We start from the raw sequence: 25,659 nt of genomic DNA, 5'->3' as shown, positions 1-25,659 counted from the left end.
AGGAAGAGACTCCGAGGGCAGGACAAACTCATCGGCGCGGGTTCCTGGGGCCTGGTTCAGTGGACGTCGTCGGGGTGAGGTCCTGTTCGCTCGTTCCGGTCCAGTGCCGTGATCTGCGCGATCTCGTCGGCGTCGAGCGCGAAGTCGAACACGTCGATGTTCGCGCGCATTCGTTCCGGTGAAGACGATTTCGGCAGAGGGATTGTGCCGCGCTGCAGATGCCACCGCAGCACGAGCTGAGCGAGGGACACGTCGTGCCGGCGTGCGAGTTCGGTGAGTACCGGATTCTCCTGCAGCCGGCCACGGGCGAGTGGTGCCCATGCCTGGGTGTGGATGCCCAGGCTCCGGTGCAGTTCCACCATCGGCTGCTGGGGGAGCAGTGGATGTATTTCGATCTGGTTCACCATCGGACGCACGGCGGCGACCTCGAGCAGCCGGTCCAGGTGATCGGCCTGGAAGTTCGAGACTCCGATCGCCCGGATCCGTCCGGCGGCGTGGAGTTGTTCGAGTGCCCGCCACGTGTCGAGGTACGCCCCACGAGCGGGGGCGGGCCAGTGGATCAGGCACAGGTCGACGTAGTCCAGGCCGAGGCGGGCAACGCTGCTCTCGACGGCGTCGAGGGTCGACTGGTAACCCTGGTCCTCGTTGGAGACCTTGGTGGTCACGAACAGTTCCTCGCGGGGCACACCGGAATTGGTGAGAGCACGACCGAGGGAGCGTTCGTTGCCGTACATCGGAGCGGTGTCGAAGGCCCGGTACCCGGCCGCCAGTGCGTGCCGGACGGTGGTGCACATGGCGTCGTCGGGAATCTGAAACACCCCGAATCCGATGGCGGGCATCACGACCCCGTTGCTCAGGGTGACCGACGGAATCGTCGTTGCCTCGGTCATGTGATCGAGTACCCGCCGTCGACGGGCAGCACGACGCCGGTGACGTAGCGGGCGGCGCCGGAGACGAGGAAGAGCACGACATCGGCGACGTCGTCACCGTCGGCGAACCGCTGCAACGGAATCCGGCTCAGCTTCTGGGCGCGGAACTCCTCCTGGCCGAGCACCTCGGCGGTCATCGGGGTTTCGATGTAGCCCGGCGCGATCGTGTTCACGCGCACGCCCTGCGGCCCCAGTTCGACCGCCAGGCCCTTTCCGAGTTGGGTGAGCGCCGCCTTGGTCGCACCGTAGGGCACGATGCCGGGCACCGCGCGGTCGGCGGACAGCGAGGCGATGTTGACGACACTGCCGCCCGACGCGATCAGCGATTTCATCGCCTGCCGGGTCAGCCGGTACACGGCCGACAGGTTCACGTCGACCAGCCGCTGCCAGCCGTCCTCCTCCACATCGATCGCGGGGGTCCGCAGCTGGATGCCTGCCGCGTTGATCAGAATGTCGAGGCTTCCGGCCACTTGCTGGGCGAGGTCGACGGCGGATGCGCTGAAGGCTGGATCGGTGAGATCCCCGCACAGCCCGTGCCCGCCGATCCCGTCCATGACCTCGGTGATCTTCGGGTCGGCGTCGACTCCCACCACCACGACGCCCTGCGCCGCGAGCGCCCGGGCGATAGCGGATCCGATCCCTCCGGCCGCGCCGGTGACGATGGCGGCCTTGCCCTTCAGTTCGGTGACCTGTGTTGATGCGCCCACGGTGTGGCTCCCTTCGGGTGGCGCGGCGACGGCAAACTGCTGACCCAGTCGCGCCGGAAAATGCTTTCAGTGAGTGAACTGAGACCCAATACGGTCTAGACCTTGCTATTCATCACAGTATATCGTGATCCATACTTCAGCAAGAAAGCGATTTCAGGAGATTTCATGGCCTCGATTGTTCTTCCCGACCTCGATCGTTCGACCGGCACGCTCGTGCTCGGTGAGCCCGCCCGGCTGGACACCCGGTCCGCGGCTCCGACCAGCAGGGCGGTGTACGCGGCCTCGCACGTGGTCGCCGATCCGCTGCGCGCGTCCGCCGAGAACGCCGCGGACCAGATCGACTGGGACGCCACCCTGCAACTGCGCCGCGACCTGTGGTCGCTGGGACTCGGGGTGGCCGAGTCGATGGACACCGCGCAGCGGGGCATGGGGCTCGACTGGGCCGGCGCGCGCGAACTCGCGGTCCGCACCCTCACCGAGGCGAAGTCGGTCGGCGGCCGGGTAGTCGTCGGTGTCGCCACCGATCAGTTGAAGACCGATTCGCCATCACTGGAGGAGATCCGCGACGCCTACCTCGAGCAGGTCGAGGCGATCGAATCCGCCGGTGGCGAGGTGGTGCTGATGGCCAGCAGGCACCTCGCCCGGGCGGCGAGCGGCCCCGACGACTACCTCTCCGTCTACGACGCGGTGCTGTCGGCGGCCACCCGGCCGGTCGTGCTGCATTGGCTGGGTTCGGTGTTCGACCCCGCACTCGACGGCTACTGGGGATTCTCCGACCCGTCAGCGGCGATGGACACCGTTTTGCAGATCATCGACAACCACCGCGAACGGGTGCGTGGCATCAAGGTGTCGCTGCTCGACCCCGCCCTCGAGATCGCCCTGCGGCGGCGGATGCCCGACGGTGTCCGGGTATTCACCGGCGACGACTACAACTACGTCGACCTGATCGCCGGCGACGGCACCCACACCAGCGACGCGCTCCTCGGTGCGTTCGCCGCGCTCGGCCCGTTCGCGTCCGCCGCGTTCGCCCGCCTCGACGACGGCGACGAGCAGGGCTTCCGGAACATCCTCGGCCCCACCGAAACCCTGAGCCGGCTGCTGTTCGCCGCACCGACGCAGTACTACAAGGTCGGGGTGGCGTGGCTGGCGTACCTGGGCGGCAAGCAGGACCATTTCCGGATGATCGGCGGCTTCGAAACCGGCCGCAGCCTGACGCATCTCGCCGAACTGGTCCGCGCCGGCGACGCGATCGGCCTGTTCACCGATCCGGACTTCACCGCCGCACGCGCCTCTGCGTACTTCGCGGTGCACGGGATCCGCTGACATGGACCTCGCGCGGTGCAGCCTGAATTCCGTCACCGTCAAGGGATCGGGATTCACGGAGGTGGCCGACCTCGCCGAGATGTGGGGGTTCGGCGGCGTCGGCCTGTGGCGGGACGTGCTCGAGGACCTGGACCTGACCGCGGCGGCCACCCGGCTGCGGCAGTCAGGCCTGCGGGTCAGCAGCGTCTGCCGCGGCGGGATGTTCCCGCAACCGACCGCCACGCTGCGGCGAAAGACCATGGACGACAACCGGGTCGCCGTGGATCAGGCGCACGCCCTGGACGCGGAATGCCTCTACCTCGTGTGCGGCGCCGCCTACGGCGACCTCGCAGGCGGCCGCAGGCAGGTCTCGGACGGCATCGCCGAACTCGAGCCCTACGCGCGAGCGGCCGGTGTGCGGCTCGCCGTCGAACCGATGCACCCGATGATGGCGTCGAGCCGATCCGTCATCACGTCGCTGCAGGAGGCGAACGATCTGGTCGAGTCCATCGACTCCGACCTGGTGGGGATCGGGATCGACTCGTATCACGTGTGGTGGGACGCGGCGCTGCCGGAACAGATCGCCCGGGCCGGCGACAAGCTGTTCTCGGTCCAGCTCGCCGACTGGGTGACCCCGATCCACGGGGAGTTGAGCAGCCGCGGCATGCCCGGCGAGGGCTGCATCGACATGACCGGATTCGTCGCCGAGTGCGAGCGCGCCGGTTATCGGGGACTCGTGGAGGTCGAAGTCCTCAGCGACCGCTGGTGGGCCGAGACCGCCCTGGCAGCCACCGAGGCCGCCACCGAAGGCCTCGCCCGCATCTGAGCGTCCGAGCGTCGGCCTCGGGTGAGGCCGGCGCTCGAACCGGTGTCACTTCGCCGGGCCGGTGGAGTCGCGGATCACCATGTCGGCGGACAAAAGCGGGGGCGAGGTGCTGGGTGCGGACGCGAGTGCCGCGTGCATCAAGGCCCACGCCTGGTCGCCGAGCCGGGACTTCGGGCTCACCACGGTCGTCAGGCGAGGGTCGATGTGCCGGGCGACGGCGATGTCGTCGAACCCCGTGACCGAAATGTCTTCGGGCACGGAAAGTCCGAGCCCACGTAGCTTCGAGATCGCCCCGAGGGCCGACAGGTCGTTGAAGCAGATCAGTGCGGTCGGCTCATGGGTGAGCGCCTCGTCGACGGCGGTGTACGCGCCCTCGATGGTGCCGTCCGAGGCCACCTCGACCGCGTCGATCCCGAATGCCCTCGCCATCTCGAGGCCGCGCCACCGTTCCCGGTTCTGCCACGACAGTTCCGATCCCGCGAGGTAGACGACCCGGCGGTGACCGAGCCGGGCCAGGTGCCCGCACAGCTGCATCATGGGGGTGAAGTTGTCGATCGCGACCATGGGCAGGTCGATTCCGCGTTCGATCCGATTCACCAGCACCACCGGAGCCGGCTGCCGGGCCAGTTCCGTCAGTCCCGCCAACGGAATTCGCGAAGACAGCAGAACGAGCCCGTCGACCTGGCCGAGCAGGTCGAGGGCGGTGGCGTATTCGTCGGCCGCCGTACCGGAGTAGTCGGCGACGAGCATCCGGTATCCGTCTTCGGTGGCGCCGTGATGCATCTGCTTGACCACGTCGAAGAAGTACGCGTTCGCCAGGTCGGGCAGGATCACACCGACACTGCGCATCGACCCCAGCACCAGGCCCCGGGCGGCGCTGCTCGGGCGGTAGGACAAGTCGTCGGCGGCCTTGTGCACCCGAGCAGCGAGATCCGGTGTCACAGCGGAGCTTCCACTCAGCACCCGGGAGACAGTCGCGGTCGACACCCCGGCGGCCTTCGCCACCGTGATGATCGTCGGACGACGGCTCGCTGACGCTCGGGTCCGCTGTGCCACCGGATTCCCCTGTTCTTCGACGGGTCGCGTCGTACGGTCAGTTGCGGGCGGCAGAGACCGCGTCGAGGGGGTCGTCGAGGTCGCGGTTGATCGGGTCGGGGGTGATGTACGTCGTGCCGATCGTGATGAGGGTGAGGATGCACAGGTATCCGGCGATGAACACCCACGATCCCAGCCCTGCGCCGGGCACCTCCTTGCCGCCGTCGGCGGCGACGACCATCGCGATGATCCAGGCGCCGATCAGCGGTGCGATGCCGCCGGAGGGTACCGCGGAGACCTCACGGGCCACCGACACGCCGAGGTAGCGCTGACGGGACCCGAACAACTCACTCATGAAGGCGCTCTGGGATCCGAACATGCCCCACGTGCCGATGCCGAGCGCGAGGGAGATCACGACGATCGTCAGCACCACGCTGCCCTGGCTCAGTGCCCACCAGATCGGGAAGGCGGACACCAACTGGAAGTAAGCGAAGGCGCGGTAAGTCTTGACCCGGCCGAAACGGTCGGAGAGTTTGCCGGCGATCGGAATGACGATCGATCCGAGGGAGGCGGCGAACACCAGCGAGAGGGCGCCGATGGGGCCCTTGATGCCGACGGCGGCACTGGTCACGTATGCGACGGCGAGGGCCTGGTACATCGAGGAGGACCCGTTCTCGGCGAGCCGCAACCCGATGCCGCGCAGCAGGGAGGGACGCGAGTGCTTCAGCAGGTTGTGCAGCGGACGCTCGTCGATCTGGTCCTTGGCTTCGAGTTTCTTGAACGTCGGCGATTCCTTGAGGTTGACCCGCAGGTACATCGCGACGGCGAGGATGACGACGCTGGCCAGGAACGGCACCCGCCAGAGCCAGGTGTCGGTGATCTCGCTGTGCCCGCGGTAGACGAGGAAGTACACCAGGGCCGCAACGACCGTGCCGACCTGCACACCAAGGAAGGGCAGCGAGGCGTAGAAGCCGCGTTTCTTCGGCGGCGAGTACTCGGTCATCAGGATCGACGCACCAGCCATCTCGGCGCCGGCCCCGAGGCCCTGGGCGATGCGCAGGACGATCAGCAGGATCGGCGCGAGCATTCCGACACCGCCGGAGTACCAGTCGCCCTCGCTGCCGTAGTAGGTCGGCAGCAGACCGATGCAGGTGCTGGCCACACCCATCAGGATGATGGTGGCCATCAGTACGAACTTTCGGCCCAGCCGGTCTCCGAGTCGGCCGAAGAACACCCCACCCAGCGGGCGGACGGCGAAGCCGATGAAGTAGGTAGCGAAGCTGAGCACCAGGCCCGTCGCGGGATTGTCGGTCGGGAAGAACAGGGGCCCGAACACCAGCGCGGACGCCAGGCTGTAGAGGGCGAAGTCGTAGTACTCGAGCGCGCTGCCTGCGGAGGCGCCCCAGGCGGCCTTGCGGAGGTCTTCCTTGGTGACCACCGGGACCTGGGTGTCTGCGTCGGGGTCTGCCGCGGGGTGAGGATCAAGGGTCATGGATCTGCCAATCCGTTCGAGGGGATCGCTGCGGGAGGTGCGGGGGTCAGGAGTTCGTGAAGGTGGGGGTGGTCTTGTTCTGGAATGCCGTGACGCCGATCGCGAAATCGTCGGTAGCCGCGGTGAACCCACTGGCGAGCGCCTCGAGGATCGAGGACGGGGCGCCGGCGGCGGCCGCGTCGACGAGTTGCTTGCTCACCTGGACGGCGGTGGGGGCGCCTTCGAGGATGCGGTCGACCATCTCTGTCGTCACCGTGTCGAGGTCGTCACGTTCGGCGACCGCGTTCAGCAAGCCCCACCCGAGGGCGGTGTCGGCGTCGAGTTGGCGGCGGGTGAAGATCAGTTCCTTGGCACGGGCCGCGCCGACCACTGCGGTGAGCCGTTCGGTGCCGCCCCACCCGGGGATGGTGCCGAGGCTGGTTTCCGGCAACCCCAGGCGCGCCGTGCCGGCGCCGACCCGCAGATCGCATGCCAGGGCGAGTTCGAGTCCGCCGCCGACGGCAATCCCGTCGACGACGGCGATCGTCGGCTGACGCAACCGGGCCAGGTAGTTGAATACCCGGTGCCCTTCGGCGATCCACCGCTTCCACATGTGCGCGGGCGTGAAGTGCGCGAACTGAGTGATGTCCGCTCCGACGCAGAATGCCTTCTCGCCCGCGGTCTTCACCACCACCACCCGGGCGTCGGAGTGCTCGATCGCCCGCAGTTCGGTGTAGAGGTCGTCGAGGAGCTCGAGGGTGAGGGCGTTGAGTTTGCGGGGGCGGTCGATCAGGACGGTCGCCATCCGGCCCTCGTGGGAGTAGCGGACGGTGATCCGGCCGGTGTCGGTGCGGACGTCGGTGGGAGTCATGTGATGGTCCTCGGTCGGGGTGGTTGCGGTCATGCCCACACCGCCTGCACGCGCGGGTGCTCGGGCAGCGGGGCCAGGGTCAGGTTCTGCGGCTGCGGGCGAAACAGCTCGGCCGCCATGGTTTTCAGGTTCGGGTCGACGCGCAGCTCGAACTCGGATTTGTCGAGAACGTCCCGCTGCAGGTCCACACCGGGGGCGATCTCGATGACGGTCAACCCTTCCGGTCGCAGTTCGAGCACTGCCCGCTCGGTGACGTAGAGAACCTTCTGCCCGGTGGCCAGCGCTCGCTTTCCGGAGAAGGTCGGGGAATCGACCTCCTTCACGAATTTGGTGTGCGGGCCGTCGGCCCGGATCTGCAGGGCGCCGTTCTCGATGCCGATGTCGCGGCGGCCTGCCGTGAACGATCCGACGAACACGATGGACGGGGCGGCGGAGGTGATGTCGGCGAACCCGCCGACTCCGGCGGTGACGTGCCTGCGCTTGGGCAGACTGTGCACGTTGACGTTGCCGTGCTGATCGATCTCGAGGAACGACAGCAGGGAGTGCTCGAACCCGCCGCCCTGCAGCAGGGTGAATTGATCCGAACTCTGCATGATCGCATCGGGGTTCTGCGCGACACCGAAGACGAAGTCCAGCAACGGTACTCCGCCGACGGGGCCCTGTTCGATCACCCAGGACACCGCGTCGGCCAATCCCTCCTCGACCAGAACGTGCGGCACCAGCGCGGAGACACCGAAGCCGAGGTTGGCGATCTCCCCGGACTGCAACTCGGCCGCGGCGCGGCGGGCCATGATCTTCTCGAGGGTGAACGGCACCGGCTCGAGGGTGCTCAGCGGACGTCGCATCCCCCCGGAGATTGCCGGGTCGTACTCGGTCTGGGTGGTCTGCAACTGATCCGGCGCCAAGACCAGGGCGTCGACGAGGATTCCGGGCACCTGCACCGCCTGCGGGCTCAGGCTGCCGCCCTCGGCGAGGTACTTGACCTGGGCGATGACGACACCGCCGTTGTTGTGGGCCGCGTAGGCCAGGTCCAGGGCGCCGAGCGGGGACGCCTCCTCCTCGAACGTGAGGTTGCCGTGGGTGTCGGCGGTGGTGGCGCGGATGATCGCCACGTTCGGGACCAGAGCGTCGTAGAACAGCCATTCCTGGCCGTCGAGTTCGTGCACGCGGACGAACGCGTCCGGGGTGACGGTGTTCATCCGGCCGGCGCTGATCCGCGGGTCGACGAAGGTGTCCAGACCGACCTTCGAGAGCACACCCGGCTGCTTCGCGGCGGCGGCCCGGTGCAGCTGATACAGCACCCCGGACGGGAAGTTGTAGGCCTCGATCTCGTTGTTCTCGATCATCTGCCAGATCCGCGGCGGCTCCGCCGACGACGGCCCGGACGGGTACGACCCGGCCACCACCCGGGACAGCAGACCGGGCCGAGCGATGTGGTCGATCCCCTTGATGCCCCACATGTCGCCGGCGGCGATCGGGTGAATGCTGGTCAGGTTCTTCGGCGACCGGGTTTCCTCGTACCGCTGTCCGAGACCGGCGAGCACGGCATCCGGGCAGCCGAGCCCGGACGACGAACTGACGGTGACGATGTCGCCGTCGTGGACGAGGTCGGCGGCCTGGCGGGCGGTGAGTACGCGAGGGGTGTGCATCGGAAAATCTCCTTGAAAGCGCTTACTTGGCGGGTATAGTTGCAGCGGATCCGTGCTGGTCTACGCGGAAGGGGTCGCGCTACGGGCGACGAGGCCGCCAGGCAGCGGTGGAGGCACGCACCCGAAGTGCGGGGGCGACGAGGTGATGGCTGTGCGCGGGCGGGGAGCCGGCACCGTTCGGTGTCAGCGATTGGCCGATCCGGTCGAGGATCAGTTCGCCGCACTTCTCACCGATCTTGGTCGGGAAGGTGGCGACGGTGGTCAGGGGTGGGGTGCGGTGCGCGGATCCGGCGATGTCGTCGAAGCCGCCGACGGCGATGTCGCGGCCGGGTTCGAGTCCCCGGCGGGTGAGTTCGGCGTATACGCCGACGGCGACGATGTCGCTGTACGCCACGATCGCGTCGGGAATCTCGCCGCGGTCGAGAAGCCGGCGGGTGGCGTCGGCGCCGCCGTCCGGGGTGGCCTCCCCGAACAGGCCCTCGGTCGGGGACATGGTCATGTCCGACCCCGCGATCGCGTCGAGGAAGCCGTCCTCGCGCTCGCGGCGAGCCGAGGTGTGCTGAGGACCGCCGACCATGGCCACCGTCCGCACGCCCATTGCCCGCAGATGGCGGCCGAGCAGGCGTCCGGCCTCGACGTTGTCGGCACCGACGTAGTCGTGGCTGAGATGGAAGTGCCGGGCGAGCAGCACCAGCGGGATGCCACTGGACGCGAGTAGTTCGTCGATCTCAGCGGCCTGTGTGTCCCCGGCCGGGAGCAGGATCAGGCCGTCGATGCTGCGTTCGACGAAGCGGTCGAGCAGTCTGCGCTGTCGAGCCGGATCGTCACGGCTGTAGCCGATGAACACCGCGTAGTTGCTGCGATCGGCGACGTCCTCGAGCGTCATCGCGAGTTCGGCGAAGTAGGGGTTCTGCACCTCGGTGACGACCAGCCCCAGGGTCATCGACCGCTGATTGCGCAGCATCGCCGCGTGCCGGTTGTAGACGTAGCCGAGCGCTTTCATCGCCTCCCGAACCTTGCGGGTGGTTTCCGGTGCGACGCTCGGGCTGTCGTTGAGCACCAGGGACGCGGTCGAGCGGGACACTCCGGCATGCCGACTGACGTCGGTGAGGGTGACTCGGCCCATGTCCGGCCCCTTTCTGCTGATCGGTGTGAGCTGCGATACAGACCATACCGCACAACGCTGGATCGATCCAAGAGGCAAATGGACCACGTCAGGCGAAGATATGCCGATTCAGGTCCCCGAAACTGCGGCGATCAGGGAAAACATTGCTGGATCGATCCAAAACATTTTGTCCGGTCCGTTCCGAAAACAAGGGCCCGACGACGAGGGAACTGGGTGTTGGAGCCGACCAGGCGCGCATGACCCAGGCATGTTCCTATCCGGAGGCCTGCACCGCGGCGCGGGCGGAGCAGCGAAATCGACTTCCTCCGAATGCCTTCCGGCGAGACGCTGATGAACCGACTCGGCCACTCGGCCTCACCGCACCGCTCGAAGGCGCAGCGCTCTGCCAGACGGGTCGCTGCTCAGCCGTCCGCGTCGTCGCTCGGGCTTTTCGGCGTGCTCTCGAGTAGTCGTTCGAGGTAGTTGAGGTCCTGCCGGAGCAGTGCGATCGCCCGTGCGGGTCCTTCGAGCCCGGTCGGGGTGGACTCTTCGTGAACGACGGCGCGCAGTGCCATGTCCGCGAGTTGAGCGGCGACGGCGCGGTCGTCGTCCTCTTTCCCCGGCTGGTGCCACCAGGCGATCCAGTTGAGCATGCCGATGATGCCGAGTGCCGAAGTCCGCGGATCGACCGGACGCATCTCGCCGGCTTTGATGCCGTCTTCGATGACGGTGATGAATTCCTTCAGCACGTGCCGTCGGCTCTGCTGGTACCTGCGCGCGATGTCTTCCGGAAGTTCCGCTTCGGATCGGATGATCAGCCTGAACCGGTCGGGGTTCTCACCTTGGTGCATGGCGATGGCGACCGCCATTTCGCGCAGTTTCTCGGTGGGGCCGAGTTCGGTGCGCTCGTTGATCTCGTGCAGCAGGGCGGCGGGAGTCTCGGTGCTCTCGCTGACGAGCCGTGAGAGCAGTTCGTCCTTGTTGGCAACGTAGTGGTAGAGGGCGGGCCGGGTCAGACCGGTGGCGTCGGCGATGTCCTGCAGGGTGGTGCTGGCGAATCCCCGCTCGGCGAACAACCGGGTGGCCTGCTCCATGATCTGCTTCTCGACCAGCTCGCGGCGGGGATTGCGACCGGCTGCGCTGTCCTCGGAGGGCTGCGCTGCCGGGCCTGCCGATGCCTTGCCGCGGCCTCGCCGGCTGGGCGTGGCCTGCTCACGTGTCATGTCCGAAGGATAGTGGGAGCCGGATGCGGTCCGCGCGGTCATGTCGGCGCTCCGGTGCCGGACATGACCGGCTCGGGTTCCGCGGACGCCGGTTCGGTGAAGAACGCGAGGTGCGCTCGTGCGCTCGCCAGGCCGGCCGCCACATCGGCGCGGTGGGTCTCGGGGGCCTCGACGACGACGGTCGCCGAAGTGGCCCGGAGTAGACGTTCGGCGAGGTCGAGACGGTTCAGCACGGCGACGCGGGAGTCCGGTCCGGTGAGCCAGAGGATCTCCGCCTGCGGTGCGTTGTCGACGACGGTGTCGGCCTCTGCGTCCCAGGCGGCGGTCGATACGACGTCGAGCTTCGCCGTCGTGGGTGCGTCGCGCAGGTCTGCCGGCGCGATCCTGGTGGCGAAGTCCGCACCGTGGTGGGCCAGTGGTTGTGCGAGGATCCAGTCCGTGATGTCGGTGGGGGACACGGTGCCGGCGGGCCGGCTCGCGTAACTCGCGAGGCCCTGGGACACGACGGTCGGCGCCGACTCGGCGAACCGGTCCAGACCGACCTTTCCCGCCCGGGTCATGTACGCGATCATCAGCTGGTCGACGGGTAGGTCCATGCGCTGCGGGAACGATTCCCACCAGAGTTCGCTGCGGTGGGCGATCTGCTGAAGGTGTTCGACGGCGGGGCGACGGATCCGCTCGTATTCGGTGAGGGCATCGTCGAGGTTCGCCGCGCTCGTCAGGGCGTGGTCGAGCGCGATGGCGTCCTCCATCGCGAGTTTGGTGCCGGACCCGATCGAGTAGTGCGCGGTATGGGCGGCGTCGCCGAGGAGCACGACGTTGCCACTGTGCCAGCGCGTGCAGCCGACGGTGCGGAACCGCATCCACTTCGTGCGGTTTCCGATGAGCCGATGATGCTGCAGGGTCTCCGCGAACGCGTCCTGGAGGTACTGCAGTGAGACCTCGTCGCTGTCCTGGGGTGCGGTGCGATCGGTGGACGCGTCGAATCCGGCTCGCCGCCAGGTGGCTTCATCGGTTTCGATGAGGAAGGTGCTGCGGTCCGCCGCGTACGGGTAGGCGTGGGCGACGAACGTGCCGTGTTCGGTGATGACCGGGACGAAGATGGCGCTGGGGAGAGCGAAGTCGGTCCCGCACCACAGATACAGTCCGGCACCGGTGTCGATTCGCGGTTCGAACTCGTCGGTGAGCTGCGTGCGGGTGGCGCTGTTGATCCCGTCCGCCGCGATGACGAGGTCCGCGTCGAGATCTGCGGCCTCGCGCCGTTCGCCGAAGCGCAGGTGCACGCCGGCATCCTGGGCGTGCTGTTGCAGCACCGCGAGCAGCGTCGTGCGCGCGATCGCGAGGAGATCGCCGTGCGCGAGCCGGGCGACCTCGCTCCCGACCTGCATCGACATCTCGTGCGGGTGAGCGGCGGCCACGATCGCGTCCAGCGACGCGGCGTCGGCGTCGCGGAGGTTGCGCTGGGTTCGGGAAGCCAGACCGACACCGAATCCGAATGTCGTGTCCGGAGAACTCTGTTCGTAGACGGTCACTTCGGCGTCCGGGTGGCTTCGCTTGAGCAGTCTCGCGGCGTAGAGACCGCCGGGGCCGCCGCCGATCACTGCGACTCGCTCGAGGTTCATGGGCTGACTCCAGTCTGTGTGACGTTTGTGTTGATTATTCTACGTATATGTCGATTGGTCAATCCAGTGGCGACGAATAGGGGTGAACGACTTTCGGGGCACACCTGTGCAGGCATGCCCCGAAAGTGGTGATCCGCAGTCGATTCGCGCTGCGGTCCCTACACGACCGCGCGGGGCGCGTCCGCCTCGGCGAGGAGTTTCGCCGCGATCTCGGCACGCAACCGCTTCTTGTCGATCTTGTTCACGTTCGTGTGGGGCAGGGAGGGTACCCACTCGAGTCGTTCCGGCCACTTGAACTTGGCGACGCCGAGTTTCGCGAGGTGCTCCTGAATCTCGGTGAGCGGCACATCTTCCCCATCCCTCGCGATCAGATACGCACACGTCTTCTCCCCGAGGCGGGGATCGGGCATGGCGACGACCGCGACATCCGCGATGCCGGAATGCTCGAGAAGGAGTAGTTCGAGTTCCTCGGCGTTGACCTTCTCACCGCCCCGGTTGATAAGGTCCTTGATGCGGCCCTCGATCGACAGATAGCGCCCGCCGTCGACGACGGTGATCGCGGCGAGATCTCCGGTGCGGTAGAAGCCGTCGGGAGTGAAGGCGGCCGCGTTGTGGTCGGCCGCGTCGAAATAGCCGGGAATGGTGTACGGCCCACGGCAACACAATTCACCCACCTCACCGTCGGCGAGTTCCCTCTCGCCGCCGGGTTCGAGGATGCGAATTTCGTCGTCGGAGGCGATCGGTGTGCCCACCGTGGTCAGGCGGGCCCGCGCGGGGGAGTCGAGCGGGGTCACCGTGAACAGTCCCTCGGACATCCCGAACAACTGCCCCGCCCAGTGGCCGGCACCGTCGTCGACGCGGTCGAACAATTCGGCGGGGACCTTGGCACCGGACAGGACGACGCGACGCAGCGTCTCCCGTGCCTTGTCGAAGTCCGGGCCCAGCACCGCCTGGTAGTGGCCGTGTCCGATGAGGACTTCGGTCGCCTGCGCCTTCGCCATCAACTCGAAGGCCGTCGGCGCATCGGCGGTGGCCAGCACCAGGCACGCGCCGACCGAGTGCGCCGCGTGCAGCCCACACGAGATTCCGGCGTTGTGGATGATCGGAATCAGGTGCGCCACCCGGCTGTCCTGGTCCCATCCGAGCCGCTGCGCGTACATCCGGGCGTTGTTCCAGTACTCGGCGTGGATCCGCGGAATGACCTTGGGGACACCGGTGGTGCCCCCGGACAGCTGGAACGCGGCGACGTCGAGCGGATCGGTGTGCGCCTCGATCTCCTCGACGGCGGCCCGGGCCGCACCGGGATCGGCGCCGGCCCCGAGATCCTCGAGTCGAATCACGTCCGGCCCGCCGGAGCCCGCCCCGTCCCCGACGGTGATGACGTGCCGGATGCTGGGGTGGCCGTCGGCGTGCTCACGGGCGAAGTCGACGAGGTCGAACGTGGGCAGTCCGGCCTCCACGACGTGGGCGACGGCGCCGACCGTGCGGCTCACGTGCCCGATCTCGTGCATGCGGTGCGCGGCCAGGGTGGCCACCGGGACCAGCCCGGCCTTGATGCATCCGTACCACGCAAGGACCGTCTCGAGCCGATTGGTCAGCTGAAAGATCACCGGATCCAGTCGGCGGAGTCCGAGCCCGATCAGCCCGGCCGCGATCTCGTCGGTGCGCCTGTCCAGCTCGGCGAAGCTCATCGAGCCTTCCGCGCTGATCACCGCCGGCCGATCCGGGAACCGGATGGCGACCTGATGCAGCCGCCGCCCGGTGGGGTCGTCGCTCCACGCCCCGCTGTCGCGATAGCGGGCGGCCCGGTCGCCGGGGAACGTGACGAGGCGTCCGCCCCAGTCCGAGAATGTCACCGCGGTCCTCCTTCCCTCCATTGTGCGATTACCCGGAAAGTCACCGCTCCGCCACCGCGGGCAGGAGCCGGGCCACATCGAGGGCGTGATCGGGGTGATCGGCGGGCACGATGCCGGAGTAGACGGCCGTCCAGCAACCGGGGCAGCACAACTGCCGGAAGACGACCGGGGCGTCCACGTACTCTGCCGGATCGGACGTGACCTGCGGCCCGGCCGTCGACGACGGGCCCTCGAACCGCGCCAGATCGAGGGAGGTGCTGTTCTTCTCGTCGCCGAGGAGGCGTCCGCACTGGGCGCACGCGATCACCCGGGTGTCTCCGACGGTGACCTCGGCCAGGTTGTCGTCGAGCCTGCGCGCCCCGGCGAGGTCGACCACGGGGGCGTCCGGCAGGGTTCCTCCGGAGCGATTCCGGCGCTCTGTGCGCATCGCGTCCCGCCGATCCGAGGTCCGGATCTCATCGGCGTCACCGTCGGCGAGGACGACACCGTAGACGGTCTCGGCACCGTGCTCGGTGACCTTGCCCTCGCGGACGTCGGCGGCCACCGCGGCCGGATCGCGCAGCAGGGGGTCACCGTATCCGCCGCCGCCCTGCCAGTGCATGTAGAGCACTTCGCCTGGGGCGACATAGCTTTCGGCGTAGCAGGCACCGAATTCGCGACCGCCGCCGAGGTCGTCCAGCGAGCCCGGGATGCGGCCGGCAGCGAACTGCTCGACCACGCCGGTGTCGCGGGCGAGGACTTCCACCCCGGTGTTGCCGGGGTAACCGCCTGCGAGTCCGTTGTTCTGGGCGACGGCCTTGCCCGCGGACGCCAGGACCAATCCCATCGGCAGGCTGGTGCCGTACGGGGTGACGGCGATCGAGGCACTCACACCGCCGCGCTGGCGTCCCGGCCCGCCGGAGTCGGGTTCCTCCCGGCGCCACAGCGTCAGCAGCGGGTAGAGGAATTCGGTCATCTCGGTGTCCGGGATCCGGCCCATCGGAATACAGAACAGGCCACCGGTGTCCATGCCGTCGGCGGTCGGGCGGGCCCCGTACCCACCGGACATGGGTTCCATCATGATGTTCAGGAACGGCACCGACTGCTCGGGCCGCTCATCGAGACCGGCGATCACCGCGGTGTCCCACGTGCCGCAGCACGCGGCCTGAACGCTCTTGCCGAGATCGACGGAACGGTCGAGCATCTGGGACAGGCACTCGGCGATCAGCGTGCCCGTCAGCCAGGCCGGTCCGATCGGTCCGCGGCTGACCGCGGCGGGGAACGTGGCGTTGTTGATCGTGCCCTCTTCCGAGACCAGATCGAAGCAGCGCATCAGCCCGCCGGCGGACCACGGGATGTCACCCGCGAGGATCGGCAGGAGGGCGAGCATCACGCCGCCCCGCATGCCGGCGTACGTGCAGTTGATGACACCGGTCTGCGGATCGGTGCCGGTGAAGTCGAAGGTGAGATGGTCCGCGGTCTTCGTCATCGCCACGGTGATCTTGTGAATTCCGCGGTCACCGGTATGGGACTGGTCCTGGTAGCCGGTGGCCTTCCACGTGCCGTCCGGCAACGAGTCGAGTTTGCCGCGCAGACGCCCCTCGGCGTCCGCCATCATCCGCTTCATCACGGCCTTGACGGTGTCGGCGCCGTACTGCTCGATCACCGCGAGCAGACGGTTGCGACCGACGGTGTTGGCGCCGATCTTCGCGCGCAGGTCGAGGCCGACGAGCATCGGCACCCGCGACCGCCGCACCCAGGCGTCGGCGACGTCGCGCTGCAGTTCGTAGTCGCGGACCACCTTGATCGGCGGGGTGGGCAACGACTCGGAGAAGACGTCCTTCGCCGACGGGTCGAACGAACCGAGCCCGGACCCGCCGAGGTCGGGTTCGTGGCAGATGGCGCTGGTCCACCCGAACAGCTTGCCGTCGTAGAAGACCGGCTGGTAGACGATCACGTCGCTCTGGTGCAGGCCGCCCCCGACCCACGGGTCGTTGCACAGGAACATGTCGCCCTCGGTGATGCCCGGGTTGGTGGCGCGGTGCCGGAGGGTCCAGTAGATGGCGAGGTCGACGGCGCCGACGAGCATCGTGTTGTACAGGCCGACCTGGACTTCCTGGCCGATCTCGTCGCTGATCGCGAAGTCGAAGTCGTTCGCGTCGGTGACGATGGGGGAGCCGGACATCCGTTTGAGGGCCTCGCCCATCTCGTCGGTGACCGACCACAGCCGGTGCCGGATGACCTCGTAGGTCAGCGGGTCGAGTTCGTCGATCTGTTCCTGGGTGACGCTGTGGACGGGCAGCGACGGCGGCAGTGAGCGTGAGAGTTCGTCGGGGTCGATCGGTCGGCTCGAGAAAATTTCGGCGCCGGGAATTTGCATGGTCATCTTCGGGTGCTCCTACTGGGCGACGATGTTGAGGTTGCCGAGGCGGTCGACGGTGCCGGTGGTCTCGTGCGGGACGACGACCGTCGTGGTGGGGACCTCGACGATCGCGGGGCCCTGGAGGACGTGTCCGGCGAGCAGTTTGCTGTAGTCGTAGACGTCGGTGTCGGTGTAGCCGATCCGCCCGTCCAGGCACACCTTGCGGGTGCCGATCTTCGCGGCGGACGCGTCAGCCGAGTCCGCAGATTTCAGTTCGGGCAGGGTGGGGGAGAAGGGCAGGACGCCGGTGACGCGCACCCGGTAGGTGATCGCCTGGATCCCGGCCTCCCGGAATCCGCTGTCCTGTCCGTAGAGTTCGGCGTAGCGCTGCTCGAACAGGTCCGACGCCCGGGCGACTCCCTCGGCGTCGAGGCTTCCGGCCGGAACCGGTGTCGCCACCTCCGCCAGCTGCATGGTGTAGCGCATGTCGATTTCCCGTTCGACCTCCACGCCGGTGAACTTCAGCCCCTGCCGGTCGAGCGCTGCCCGGACCTGGTGCTCGAGTTGGTCGAAGTTGCGTTCGGCCCGGACGGGATCGAGTGGCATCGCGGCCGGGTCCGACAGCTCGGCGGCGAGCACGATGTTCGACGACGCCAGACCGTAGGCGGAGAACGCGGAGGCCACCTGGCCGAGCGGGACGACGACCTCGCGGACCCCGACCTCGCGGGCGTAGGCGGCGCAGTGCGCTGGGCCGGCACCGCCGAATGCGTAGAGCACGAAGTCGCGAGGATCGTGTCCGGCCTCGACCACGGTCTTGCGGAGCAGGTCACCGGTCTGGGCGTTCTGCACCGCGTAGATCGCGGCGGCGGCGTCCTCGATCGACAGGCCCAGGGGTTCGGCGATCCTGGTGCGGATCGCTTCCCGTGCGAGTTCTTTGTCGAGTGGTTTGCGGCCACCGAGAAGGCCGCGTTCGGGCAGGATCCCGAGCACCAGGTTCGCGTCGGCGTTGGTGGGTTCGGTGCCGCCCTGCCCGTAGCAGGCAGGCCCGGGCACGGCCTGCGCGCTGTGCGGGCCGATCTGCAGGTTGCCGCCCTGGTCGACCCAGGCGATCGCGCCGCCGCCGGATCCGATGGCGTGCACCTCGAGGGTGGGGACGTTGATCGGGTGATGGTTGATGATCGTGCTGGACGCGCGCACGGGCTCACCGTCGACGACGAGTCCGACGAGGAAGGTGGTGCCGCCGACGTCGGTGGCGATGATGTTGCGGTGCCCGAGCTGGGTGCCGAGCGACACCGCTCCGACGACGCCGCCGGTGAGCACCGATCCGACGGTGCTGATCGCGTTCTTCGGCGCCTCGGCGGCGGCGACGGCGCCGCCGTTGCTCTGCATCACCAGCAGCGGTCCGGCGAGCTTCCGGTCACGCAGCTTCGTCTCCAGTTCGCCGAGGTAGTCCCGCAGCCCGGGGCCGATCTGGGTGCTCATGATGGTGGTCGCGTTGCGGGCGAACTCGCGGATACGCGGGCTCACCTCACTCGACAGGGACACGAACATCGTCGGGTCGATCTCGTGGACGAGTTCGCGGATCCGCTGCTCGTGCGCCGGGTTGCGGAACGACCAGAGCAGCGAGACCGCGATGCCCGACACTCCGTCGTCGACGAGGGCGTGAATCGCCTCGCGGGCGGAATCCTCGTCCAGTGCCACGACGATGTTGCCGTCGCGGTCCAGGCGCTCCGTCACCTCGAGGGCATGCTTCTTCGGTACCAGGCCGTGAGACTTGCTCTGCCCCATCACGTTCTGCAGCTGCTCCGGGGAGCTGCCCAGATACCGCCCCTCGACGTTCATGATGTAGATCGAGTCGCGGTGACCCTTGGTGGTGAGGAACCCCACCGGCGGCACGTTCCCCATGACCAGGGCATTGAGCGAGGACGTGGTCCCGTGCGCGATGTGGTGTGTGTTCGCCAGCATCTCCTCGACCGGACACCCCAGTTGCTCGGCGAGCACGTCGAGGACGTCGATCACGCCCTGCGAATAGTCCGGCGGGGTCGAGGGAGCCTTCGCGGCGAGAACTGTGCCGGCATTGTCGTCCAATACCGCATCCGTGAACGTGCCACCGACGTCCACTCCGATCACATATGCCATTACCTCTGCGCTCCTTCGAAATGAGGTGGAAGTTCCCGACCGGTGCGAGGTCGTCCTCCAACACCGTCTTACGTCAATGTCGAGTATTCGACGTGTCTGATGACATGTCAAGAGCAGGCTGTGAGAGCAGTCACGTCCCGGGCGCTGCCTACGGGCCCGGACGTGGGGGCTTGACGAATTGTCGCGAACGTCGAATACTCGGCATGAGCGTAAATCACCGCGCGCCGGGGTGCTCACTCCCCCGCTTCGCGACAAATCGACATCAGAAGGGCACACCATGGGGATTCATCGCATCGGACTCGTCGTCCCGAGTTCCAATGTGACCGTCGAGACGGAGATGCCGGCGCTGCTCGGTCAGCACGCCGACGCACAGTTCTCGTTCCACTCGAGCCGGATGCGCATGCAGGCCGTCTCGCCCGAGCAACTGCGGGCGATGAATGCCCAGCGTGAGCGGTGCATTCTCGAACTCGGCGACGCCGGAGTCGACGCCGTCCTCTACGCCTGCCTGGTCGCGCTGATGTCGGTCGGACCGGGTGAGCATCAGCGCGTCGAAGGGCTGGTCGCCGAACAACTCGCCACCGGCGGCTCCGAGGCGGCGGTCCGCTCGAGTGCCGGCGCGCTGATCGAAGCGCTCCGGGCGATCGGGGCCGAGCGCATCGCGCTCGTCACCCCCTACCTGCGCCCCCTCGCGGAGCAGGTCGTCGCGTATATCGAGGCCGAAGGCATCCAGGTCCACGACTGGCGCGCACTCGAGGTCGCCGACAACGCCGAGGTCGGATGCATCCCCGGCGACCGGGTGATGGACGCCGCCCGATCCCTGGACCTGCAGGGCGTGGACGCACTCGTGATCTCCGCCTGCGTGCAGATGCCCTCGCTTCCCCTGGTGCAGGCCGCCGAGGACGAGTTCGGGTTGCCCGTCCTCTCCGCCGCCACCGCCGGCGCTTACAGCCTGCTGCGCGCCCTCGACCTCACCGTCGACATCCCCGGCGCCGGCAGTCTGCTCCGCGCCGACGCACCGGCCGCCGCCCGTCAGTAACCCCGAACCCCTTGGAGTTCACCATGTCCGAACTGCAGCACACCGTCAAAGGCGTCGATCACGTCGCCTATCCGACCTTCGATCCGGCCGGCACCGTCAAGTTCTACCGCGACGTGCTCGGGTTCCCGGTCGTCCACTCGATCTGCGCGGCCGGGTGGGGACCGGAGAAGCACCCCGACTTCATCCACTTCTTCTTCGACATCGGCAACGACGACCGGCTGGCCTTCTTCTACTACTTCGGTCTCGAACCCTTCGACGGCGGACCGCAGGGTGACTCGTACTCCCGCTTCGCCGAGGACGTCCCGATCTTCTTCATCCGCTCCCGGCACCTCGCCATCCACGTCGACAGCGAGGACGACCTGATGGAATACCGCCACCGCCTCGACGGCAGCGCGTGGCCGGTGGAGATGCAGATCCAGCACGAGACGATCGAGTCGATCTACACCCACGACCCCAACGGCTACATGATCGAGATCACCCGGGCGCTGCGCCCGGTCACCCCGCAGGAAGACCTCGACGCCAACCTCACCATCGACGCCCTCGTCGACGTGGTGACCGGGCCCGACCCCAGCATGGACGCCCTGCTGACCCGCAAGGCAGAACTGATCACCGAACGCGCCGCCGCCTGGCAACAGCAACAGGAATCGAAGGAGATGGCGACCCGATGACCACCCTGTTCGTCCTCGACGTCCCCGAGAACACTGCGGTCGCGGAGGTCGCGGGCCGTGATCCGGCGGTCACCGTCGACCACGTCGGACCCTACTTCCGGATCGTGTCCGACTCCGACATCGTCATCGACCGGCGGACCACCGGCTGCCGTCACGCCGTCTGGTACAGCAGCGTCGCCGGACTGGCGCAGTCCCGGATCACCCAGTGGGACAAGGACGCCATGCGGATCGAGCCGCGATGAGCGCGGACACCCGGCGGCTCGGCGCCGGCCGGTACATCGACGCCGCGCAGGCGCCGGACAGCACCGTCACGTCGGTGCACGAACTCGCGACCGCGGACGGGGCGAAAATCACCGGTGTGCTGCGGGTCGTCCCCGGCGCCCGTACCGTCGTCGCACTCATGCACCCCCGCCAGGACCTGACGCACCACGTGCTTGTGCCCGAACTGCTCGCCCGCGGTTACGCGGTGTGGACGCAGGGCACCCGCTCGGTCAACAACGACGTCGCCCTGGTGCACGAGCAGGCTCTGCTCGATGCGGCGGCCGGTCAGGTCTTCTTGCGCGAGAAGAGTTTCGAGCACGTCGTCACCCTGGGGCACTCGGGCGGCGGCACCTTGTTCGCGTTCTATCACCAGCAGGCCGGTCTGCCCGGGGCGGAGCGGTTGGCCCACACTCCCGCCGGACGACCGATCGATCTGGCCGGGGCACAGATGCCGCTGCCCGACGGCGCGGTGTTCATGGCCCCGCACCCCGGGCAGGGCGCCCTGCTGCTCCGATTGATCGACCCGTCCGTCGTCGACGAATCCGATCCGTTGACGGCCGATCCCGAGCTGAATCCGTTCGATCCGGCCAACGGATTCGCCGAACCCCCACACAGTTCGGCGTATGCACCCGAGTTCGTCACCCGCTACCGGGCAGCGCAGCACGACCGCGTCGCCCGCCTCGACGAGATCGCCCGGCAGCGTGTCGACGAGGCCGCCGACGCGCGTCGCCGGTACAGGGGCACCGCCGAACCGGCCGACCGACGCGCCGCGCTCGTGCCCCGCGTCCTCACCGTCTACCGCACCGACGCGGACCTGCGGTTCACCGACCTGTCCCTGAGCCCCAACGAGCGCCCCTACGGGTCGCTGTTCGGCCGGCGGCCGGATCTGACCAACTACGGTCTCGTCGGCTTCGGCCGCTTCGCCACCCCCGATGCCTGGCTGTCGACGTGGTCCGGACTCAGCACCAACGCCGACTTCCTGCGCTGCGCGCCCGCCGTGACCGCCCCCGCCCTGTTCGTCGAACTCACCGCCGACCAGGCCTGCTTCCCCGACGACGCCAAAACCATGTGCGATGCCCTCGGGTCGGCGGACAAGACCCACGTCCGGGTCGCCGGCACCCACTTCGGCGGACCCATCGCCGAGGGCGCACCCACCGGGGCAGCCCTCGCCGCGGCCGACATCGGCGCCTGGCTGTCCGACCGATTCTCCTGACCCCCTTTACATCCGGGCACCCGATACCGCGTCGCGGTCGTCGGGCGCCCGGTCGAGCGGAGTACACATGACTGCCCGCCCCACCACCGCCCCCGTCATCAGTCTCTGCCTGTTGGCGCTGGTCCTCGAGGGGTACGACCTGCTGATGTACGGCACCGTCGTTCCCTCCCTCCTCGCGTACGCGCCCTGGCAACTCGACGCCACCGACGTCGGCATGCTCGGCTCCCTCACCGGCGTGGGAATGCTCGTCGGCGCGCTGGTCGCCGCCGGCGTCGCCGACCGCTGGGGCCGCCGCCGCACCCTCCTCGCCGCGGTCCTGGTGTTCTCCGCCGCGATGGGTGTCTGCGCACTCGCGCCCACCCCGGCGGTATTCGGTGTCGGCCGGATGGCGGTCGGAGTCGGCGCCGGCGTCCTCATGCCGACCGCTGCCTCCACCTTGATCGAGTTCTCCCACAGTCGAACCCGGGCACGCTCGGTCGCGATGGGATTCGTCGGCACCAGCATCGGCGGAATTCTGGCCGGCGTGCTGTCGCTGTGGCTCGTGCCCACGTTCGGATTCCGGGCGATGTTCGTGGCCGGGCTGGTTCCGGCACTGCTGTTCCTGCCCCTGATGCTCCGGTATCTCCCCGAATCGCCCGCATACCTGACCGCCCGCGGCCGCACCACCCCGGCCACGGCGATCGCCGCCCGGTACGGGCTCGAACCCGAGCCCGCCACCTCGACCGGTCCGCACTCCGAACACCGACTGCGTGCACTGTTCGGCAGCGAACGGACGACCGCGACACTGCTGTTCTGGGGCATGACCCTCGTGTGTCTGCTGGTGCTCTTCGGTGTCGCGACGTGGCTGCCCGCCCTGATGAAGTCGGCCGGATATCCACTGGGGGCCGCGCTGTCCTTCCTGCTGACCCTGAACGTCGGCGGCGCAGTCGGAGCCCTCGGCGGCGCCGCACTCGCCGACCGGTACGGGATCAAACCCGTCACCGCACTCGGATTCCTCTGCGCCGCAGTCTCACTGATCCTGATCGCCACCGGTCCGCCCATCGCCGTCGTCTACCTGCTGGTGCTGCTCGCCGGCGTCGGCACCACCGGAACCCAGATCCTGCTCAACACGTTCATCGGCGGTCACTACCCCGCGGCATGCCGGACGACCGGCATCGGAATGGCACTCGGAGTCGGACGCATCGGGGCGATCATCGGACCGACGTACGGCGGCTTCTTCGTCGCCGTCGGAGCGGGCACCACCTGGCAGCTGCTGGCCTTCGCCGCCCCGGCCGTCGTGGGCGCAGCACTGGCCGCACTCGTACCACTGCGAAGGGACGACGTGAACCCGACACCGGCCGTGTCGGCCACCGACCCCACCGACCGCGAAGCTGTGCGATGACCCTCGGCGCGATTTCCGGATTCGTTGCCGCGCGCCACGGTTGGCGACTGATGCGATCCATCGAACCCGTCAGCTCGAACACGAAGCCGCCACGCCATTCAAGTCGGAAGCTGACAGGGCTTGTCCCCGACTTCGCTCGAAACTGAGGGATTCCCTGAGTTCCGACTGGAAATCCGCGTGGTGTTCATCGGCGCAGTGTATGGGAGGGCGGTTCGCCGAACTTTTGCTGGTAGAACCGGGCGAACCGGCCGAGGTGGTTGAAACCCCATCGGTAGGCGATGTCGCTGACGGTGGCCGTGTCGTCGGTGGCGGTCAGAAGGTCGGACCGCACGCGTTCGAGGCGTACACTCCGCACGTACACCGAGGGGCTCATGTCGTATCGGTCCCGGAAGAGTTTTTGCAGTTGGCGTGCGCCCACACCGGATACGCGAGCCAGGTCGGTGATGGTGTGCTGGGCGCCGGGGGTGCTCTCGATCAGTTCGACGACCTTCTGCAATGCCCTCGGATTCTCCGGGGTGTCGTCGGCGTGGAGTGCTTCGGTCAGGGAGTGGCTGTGGTTGAGCAGCAGCCCGGTGATGAGAGCGCGTTCGAGGAGGTCGACCTGGGCGGCGAGGACCCGACGGGGGATCGGGCCGGGGTCGTTGATGGTGTCGACGAGAATCTGCAGTGTCGACCACCACCGGCGTCCCGGTGGTGTGGTCAGGTCGAGACCGATGTCGAACTTCACTCGCCGATCGAGGGGCCGCCCCAGGATGTGGGTGAGTTCGGTTTCGAGTGTTCCGCGGTCGATCTTGATGCAGATCTGGGTGGCGTCTGCGCTCCACGAGGGCAGGATGGTGTGCTCGTTCGGGGTGAAGACGGCGGCATGTCCTGGGGTAGCGATGGTCTGCTGCGCACCGCATCGGGAATCCACTGCCCCGGACAGGGGGATGTTGATGTGGTAGCCGCCCACATCGCCGGGGTCGATGAGTACCTCGGCGCCGAAGTGCACGATTCCCAGGGTGAGGTGGCTCAGTCGCACGGCGGAGAGCCGGGCGTGCGTCAGGTGTGTATGCGGCCTGACCAGGTCGAGGCGAGCGGGGTAGAAAACACTGTTGACGCCGGCCCGGTAGACGTCGAGATCGTCCGATCGGTACACCGTGCCGCCCGGCAGCTCGACAGGGAAGACCGGCGCCGTGTCCGGTGGGTCCTGAGGATCGATCACACGCATTACGTCCTTTTCTCACTGTTCGAGCACCCTCGGCGCCGGGTTCCGAAGGGTCCGCGTCGGCACCTGGGTGTGGGTTCGCAAAGCGGCCAGGCCCTCTCCGAAAGGGGATTTCCGCCCGCCGCACACACCTCTACCGTCGGATTTAGCACGACAGAGTGACCTACGCAACAGACCCATTTGCGTGGTGTTGCGAGCCACCCCACCGAGGAGCACTCACATGACTACCGCACCTGGCCGTGAGCCGACCGCATCCGCCGCTGGCATCGACCCGAAGAACTTCCGGGATCTGATGTCCCGGGTCTGCGCACCGGTGACGATCGTGACGACTGCCGACGACGACGGCCCTCATGGAGCTACTGCCAGCTCGTTCGCCGCGCTGTCGCAGGACCCGCCGCTGATCACGGTCGCCTTCGATCGTCGATCCGCGCTATTGCAGCGCATCCGATCCAGTGGCCGCTTCGGGATCAACCTGCTCGGGCACGGACAGGACGATCTTGCGATGGTGTTCGCCAGCCGCGGTGCCGGCGCCGAGCGATTCAACAGCGCCCCCTGGCATCACGACACCGGCCTGCCACGCATCGACGGCGCCGCCGGCTGGGTCGCCTGCGAGTTGTACGACACCGTCGAGGGTGGTGACCATCTGCTGCTGTTCGGCCTGGTCACCAAGGTCAGTAAGGCGGAGTTGCCTCCGCTGGTGTACGCGCACCGCACCTTCGGCACCCATTCCCGCTACGCCGAACGTCCCCGCCGACCGATCGTCGACCAGATTGCCGCCTGCGCGTCGAGCTGAATCAGCCTTCCTGCCTGCATCCAC

21 protein-coding genes are annotated in these 25,659 nt (G+C 68.0%); 8 read left to right on the top strand and 13 right to left on the bottom strand.

All coding sequences use genetic code 11. The features are described 5' to 3' along the window. Nucleotides 1-56: 56 nt before the first annotated feature. Together BLV94_RS27960 and BLV94_RS27955 are read right to left on the bottom strand one after the other, a co-directional pair. Nucleotides 57-890 carry an aldo/keto reductase gene (locus BLV94_RS27960; protein ID WP_072942612.1) on the bottom strand — a complete coding sequence of 278 codons (834 nt, stop codon included), beginning with the start codon at nt 888-890 and terminating at the stop codon, nt 57-59. Continuing rightward, nucleotides 887-1,636, bottom strand: coding sequence for an SDR family NAD(P)-dependent oxidoreductase (locus BLV94_RS27955; protein ID WP_072942614.1), 750 nt, complete (start codon nt 1,634-1,636; stop codon nt 887-889). The genes BLV94_RS27960 and BLV94_RS27955 overlap by 4 nt, the downstream gene beginning before the upstream one ends. A gap of 165 nt (nt 1,637-1,801) precedes the next feature. Here BLV94_RS27955 and BLV94_RS27950 point away from each other — a divergent pair, with 165 nt between their 5' ends. Both BLV94_RS27950 and BLV94_RS27945 read left to right on the top strand, forming a co-directional pair. Further along, nucleotides 1,802-2,959: a dihydrodipicolinate synthase family protein gene (locus BLV94_RS27950; RefSeq protein WP_072942615.1), complete on the top strand. Its 1,158-nt coding sequence runs from the start codon at nt 1,802-1,804 to the stop codon at nt 2,957-2,959. A gap of 1 nt (nt 2,960) precedes the next feature. Continuing rightward, nucleotides 2,961-3,764 (top strand): sugar phosphate isomerase/epimerase family protein, encoded by an 804-nt coding sequence (locus BLV94_RS27945; RefSeq protein ID WP_072942617.1) that lies wholly within the window; start codon nt 2,961-2,963, stop codon nt 3,762-3,764. Nucleotides 3,765-3,809: 45 nt separating this feature from the next. On the opposite strand, the gene BLV94_RS27940 is transcribed toward BLV94_RS27945, so the two are convergent. The 10 genes from BLV94_RS27940 to BLV94_RS27895 all read right to left on the bottom strand — a co-directional run bounded on the left by BLV94_RS27940 (nt 3,810) and on the right by BLV94_RS27895 (nt 19,076). Next, a complete protein-coding gene (locus BLV94_RS27940) occupies nt 3,810-4,820 on the bottom strand; it encodes a LacI family DNA-binding transcriptional regulator (protein ID WP_072942619.1) in 1,011 nt (336 codons plus the stop codon). A gap of 37 nt (nt 4,821-4,857) precedes the next feature. Continuing rightward, nucleotides 4,858-6,291 (bottom strand): MFS transporter, encoded by a 1,434-nt coding sequence (locus tag BLV94_RS27935; RefSeq protein ID WP_072942621.1) that lies wholly within the window; start codon nt 6,289-6,291, stop codon nt 4,858-4,860. A gap of 46 nt (nt 6,292-6,337) precedes the next feature. Then, on the bottom strand, nt 6,338-7,174 hold the full coding sequence (locus BLV94_RS27930; protein WP_244163671.1) for an enoyl-CoA hydratase/isomerase family protein: 837 nt from the start codon (nt 7,172-7,174) through the stop codon (nt 6,338-6,340). Next, entirely contained in the window at nt 7,171-8,790 is a 1,620-nt protein-coding gene (locus BLV94_RS27925) for an acyl CoA:acetate/3-ketoacid CoA transferase (RefSeq protein WP_072942623.1), read from the bottom strand. The genes BLV94_RS27930 and BLV94_RS27925 overlap by 4 nt, the downstream gene beginning before the upstream one ends. Nucleotides 8,791-8,869: 79 nt before the next feature. Beyond that, nucleotides 8,870-9,916 (bottom strand): LacI family DNA-binding transcriptional regulator, encoded by a 1,047-nt coding sequence (locus BLV94_RS27920; protein WP_072942625.1) that lies wholly within the window; start codon nt 9,914-9,916, stop codon nt 8,870-8,872. Nucleotides 9,917-10,317: 401 nt separating this feature from the next. Further along, entirely contained in the window at nt 10,318-11,118 is an 801-nt protein-coding gene (locus BLV94_RS27915) for a TetR/AcrR family transcriptional regulator (RefSeq protein WP_174705500.1), read from the bottom strand. Between the two features lie 38 nt (nt 11,119-11,156). Then, a complete protein-coding gene (locus tag BLV94_RS27910; RefSeq protein ID WP_072942628.1) occupies nt 11,157-12,740 on the bottom strand; it encodes an FAD-dependent monooxygenase in 1,584 nt (527 codons plus the stop codon). A 158-nt stretch (nt 12,741-12,898) separates the two neighbouring features. After that, nucleotides 12,899-14,596, bottom strand: a complete 1,698-nt coding sequence (locus tag BLV94_RS27905) for a (2,3-dihydroxybenzoyl)adenylate synthase (RefSeq protein ID WP_072942630.1) — start codon at nt 14,594-14,596, stop codon at nt 12,899-12,901. Between the two features lie 40 nt (nt 14,597-14,636). Continuing rightward, nucleotides 14,637-16,961, bottom strand: a complete 2,325-nt coding sequence (locus BLV94_RS27900; protein WP_072942631.1) for a hydantoinase B/oxoprolinase family protein — start codon at nt 16,959-16,961, stop codon at nt 14,637-14,639. 12 nt (nt 16,962-16,973) lie between these two features. Further along, nucleotides 16,974-19,076: a hydantoinase/oxoprolinase family protein gene (locus BLV94_RS27895; RefSeq protein ID WP_072942633.1), complete on the bottom strand. Its 2,103-nt coding sequence runs from the start codon at nt 19,074-19,076 to the stop codon at nt 16,974-16,976. Nucleotides 19,077-19,353: 277 nt separating this feature from the next. On the opposite strand from BLV94_RS27895, the gene BLV94_RS27890 reads away from it, so the two are divergent. From BLV94_RS27890 to BLV94_RS27870, 5 genes are all read left to right on the top strand, one after another. Next, complete coding sequence (locus BLV94_RS27890; protein ID WP_072942635.1) at nt 19,354-20,112, top strand: maleate cis-trans isomerase family protein; 759 nt, start codon at nt 19,354-19,356, stop codon at nt 20,110-20,112. 23 nt (nt 20,113-20,135) lie between these two features. Next, nucleotides 20,136-20,780, top strand: coding sequence for a VOC family protein (locus BLV94_RS27885; protein ID WP_072942654.1), 645 nt, complete (start codon nt 20,136-20,138; stop codon nt 20,778-20,780). After that, on the top strand, nt 20,777-21,022 hold the full coding sequence (locus BLV94_RS27880) for a hypothetical protein (protein ID WP_072942636.1): 246 nt from the start codon (nt 20,777-20,779) through the stop codon (nt 21,020-21,022). The genes BLV94_RS27885 and BLV94_RS27880 overlap by 4 nt, the downstream gene beginning before the upstream one ends. Continuing rightward, nucleotides 21,019-22,254 carry an alpha/beta hydrolase gene (locus BLV94_RS27875; RefSeq protein ID WP_072942638.1) on the top strand — a complete coding sequence of 412 codons (1,236 nt, stop codon included), beginning with the start codon at nt 21,019-21,021 and terminating at the stop codon, nt 22,252-22,254. Before BLV94_RS27880 ends, BLV94_RS27875 begins: the two co-directional genes overlap by 4 nt. 67 nt (nt 22,255-22,321) lie before the next feature. After that, the gene (locus BLV94_RS27870; RefSeq protein WP_095865423.1) at nt 22,322-23,635 is read left to right on the top strand and encodes an MFS transporter; all 1,314 of its coding nucleotides are present in this window, start codon (nt 22,322-22,324) and stop codon (nt 23,633-23,635) included. 184 nt (nt 23,636-23,819) lie between these two features. Here the strand turns inward: BLV94_RS27870 and BLV94_RS27865 are convergent, their stop codons facing one another. Then, the gene (locus tag BLV94_RS27865) at nt 23,820-24,839 is read right to left on the bottom strand and encodes an AraC family transcriptional regulator (RefSeq protein ID WP_244163670.1); all 1,020 of its coding nucleotides are present in this window, start codon (nt 24,837-24,839) and stop codon (nt 23,820-23,822) included. A 223-nt stretch (nt 24,840-25,062) separates the two neighbouring features. Between BLV94_RS27865 and BLV94_RS27860 the strand changes: the two genes are divergently transcribed. After that, a complete protein-coding gene (locus BLV94_RS27860) occupies nt 25,063-25,635 on the top strand; it encodes a flavin reductase family protein (RefSeq protein WP_072942641.1) in 573 nt (190 codons plus the stop codon). Nucleotides 25,636-25,659: the final 24 nt, after the last annotated feature.

The organism is Rhodococcus koreensis, assembly GCF_900105905.1.
Taxonomy (GTDB): Bacteria; Actinomycetota; Actinomycetes; order Mycobacteriales; family Mycobacteriaceae; genus Rhodococcus_F; species Rhodococcus_F koreensis.
Note: the sequence above shows the minus strand (reverse complement) of the source record. Positions and strands in the feature narration are given on the sequence as shown.

Coding starts and splice junctions, on each gene's coding strand:
- BLV94_RS27960 (WP_072942612.1), bottom strand. CDS start 890: ATGACCGAGGCAACGACGATTCCGTCGGTCACCCTGAGCAACGGGGTC.
- BLV94_RS27950 (WP_072942615.1), top strand. CDS start 1,802: ATGGCCTCGATTGTTCTTCCCGACCTCGATCGTTCGACCGGCACGCTC.
- BLV94_RS27945 (WP_072942617.1), top strand. CDS start 2,961: ATGGACCTCGCGCGGTGCAGCCTGAATTCCGTCACCGTCAAGGGATCG.
- BLV94_RS27935 (WP_072942621.1), bottom strand. CDS start 6,291: ATGACCCTTGATCCTCACCCCGCGGCAGACCCCGACGCAGACACCCAG.
- BLV94_RS27930 (WP_244163671.1), bottom strand. CDS start 7,174: ATGACCGCAACCACCCCGACCGAGGACCATCACATGACTCCCACCGAC.
- BLV94_RS27925 (WP_072942623.1), bottom strand. CDS start 8,790: ATGCACACCCCTCGCGTACTCACCGCCCGCCAGGCCGCCGACCTCGTC.
- BLV94_RS27920 (WP_072942625.1), bottom strand. CDS start 9,916: ATGGGCCGAGTCACCCTCACCGACGTCAGTCGGCATGCCGGAGTGTCC.
- BLV94_RS27915 (WP_174705500.1), bottom strand. CDS start 11,118: ATGACACGTGAGCAGGCCACGCCCAGCCGGCGAGGCCGCGGCAAGGCA.
- BLV94_RS27910 (WP_072942628.1), bottom strand. CDS start 12,740: ATGAACCTCGAGCGAGTCGCAGTGATCGGCGGCGGCCCCGGCGGTCTC.
- BLV94_RS27900 (WP_072942631.1), bottom strand. CDS start 16,961: ATGACCATGCAAATTCCCGGCGCCGAAATTTTCTCGAGCCGACCGATC.
- BLV94_RS27895 (WP_072942633.1), bottom strand. CDS start 19,076: ATGGCATATGTGATCGGAGTGGACGTCGGTGGCACGTTCACGGATGCG.
- BLV94_RS27890 (WP_072942635.1), top strand. CDS start 19,354: ATGGGGATTCATCGCATCGGACTCGTCGTCCCGAGTTCCAATGTGACC.
- BLV94_RS27885 (WP_072942654.1), top strand. CDS start 20,136: ATGTCCGAACTGCAGCACACCGTCAAAGGCGTCGATCACGTCGCCTAT.
- BLV94_RS27880 (WP_072942636.1), top strand. CDS start 20,777: ATGACCACCCTGTTCGTCCTCGACGTCCCCGAGAACACTGCGGTCGCG.
- BLV94_RS27875 (WP_072942638.1), top strand. CDS start 21,019: ATGAGCGCGGACACCCGGCGGCTCGGCGCCGGCCGGTACATCGACGCC.
- BLV94_RS27870 (WP_095865423.1), top strand. CDS start 22,322: ATGACTGCCCGCCCCACCACCGCCCCCGTCATCAGTCTCTGCCTGTTG.
- BLV94_RS27860 (WP_072942641.1), top strand. CDS start 25,063: ATGACTACCGCACCTGGCCGTGAGCCGACCGCATCCGCCGCTGGCATC.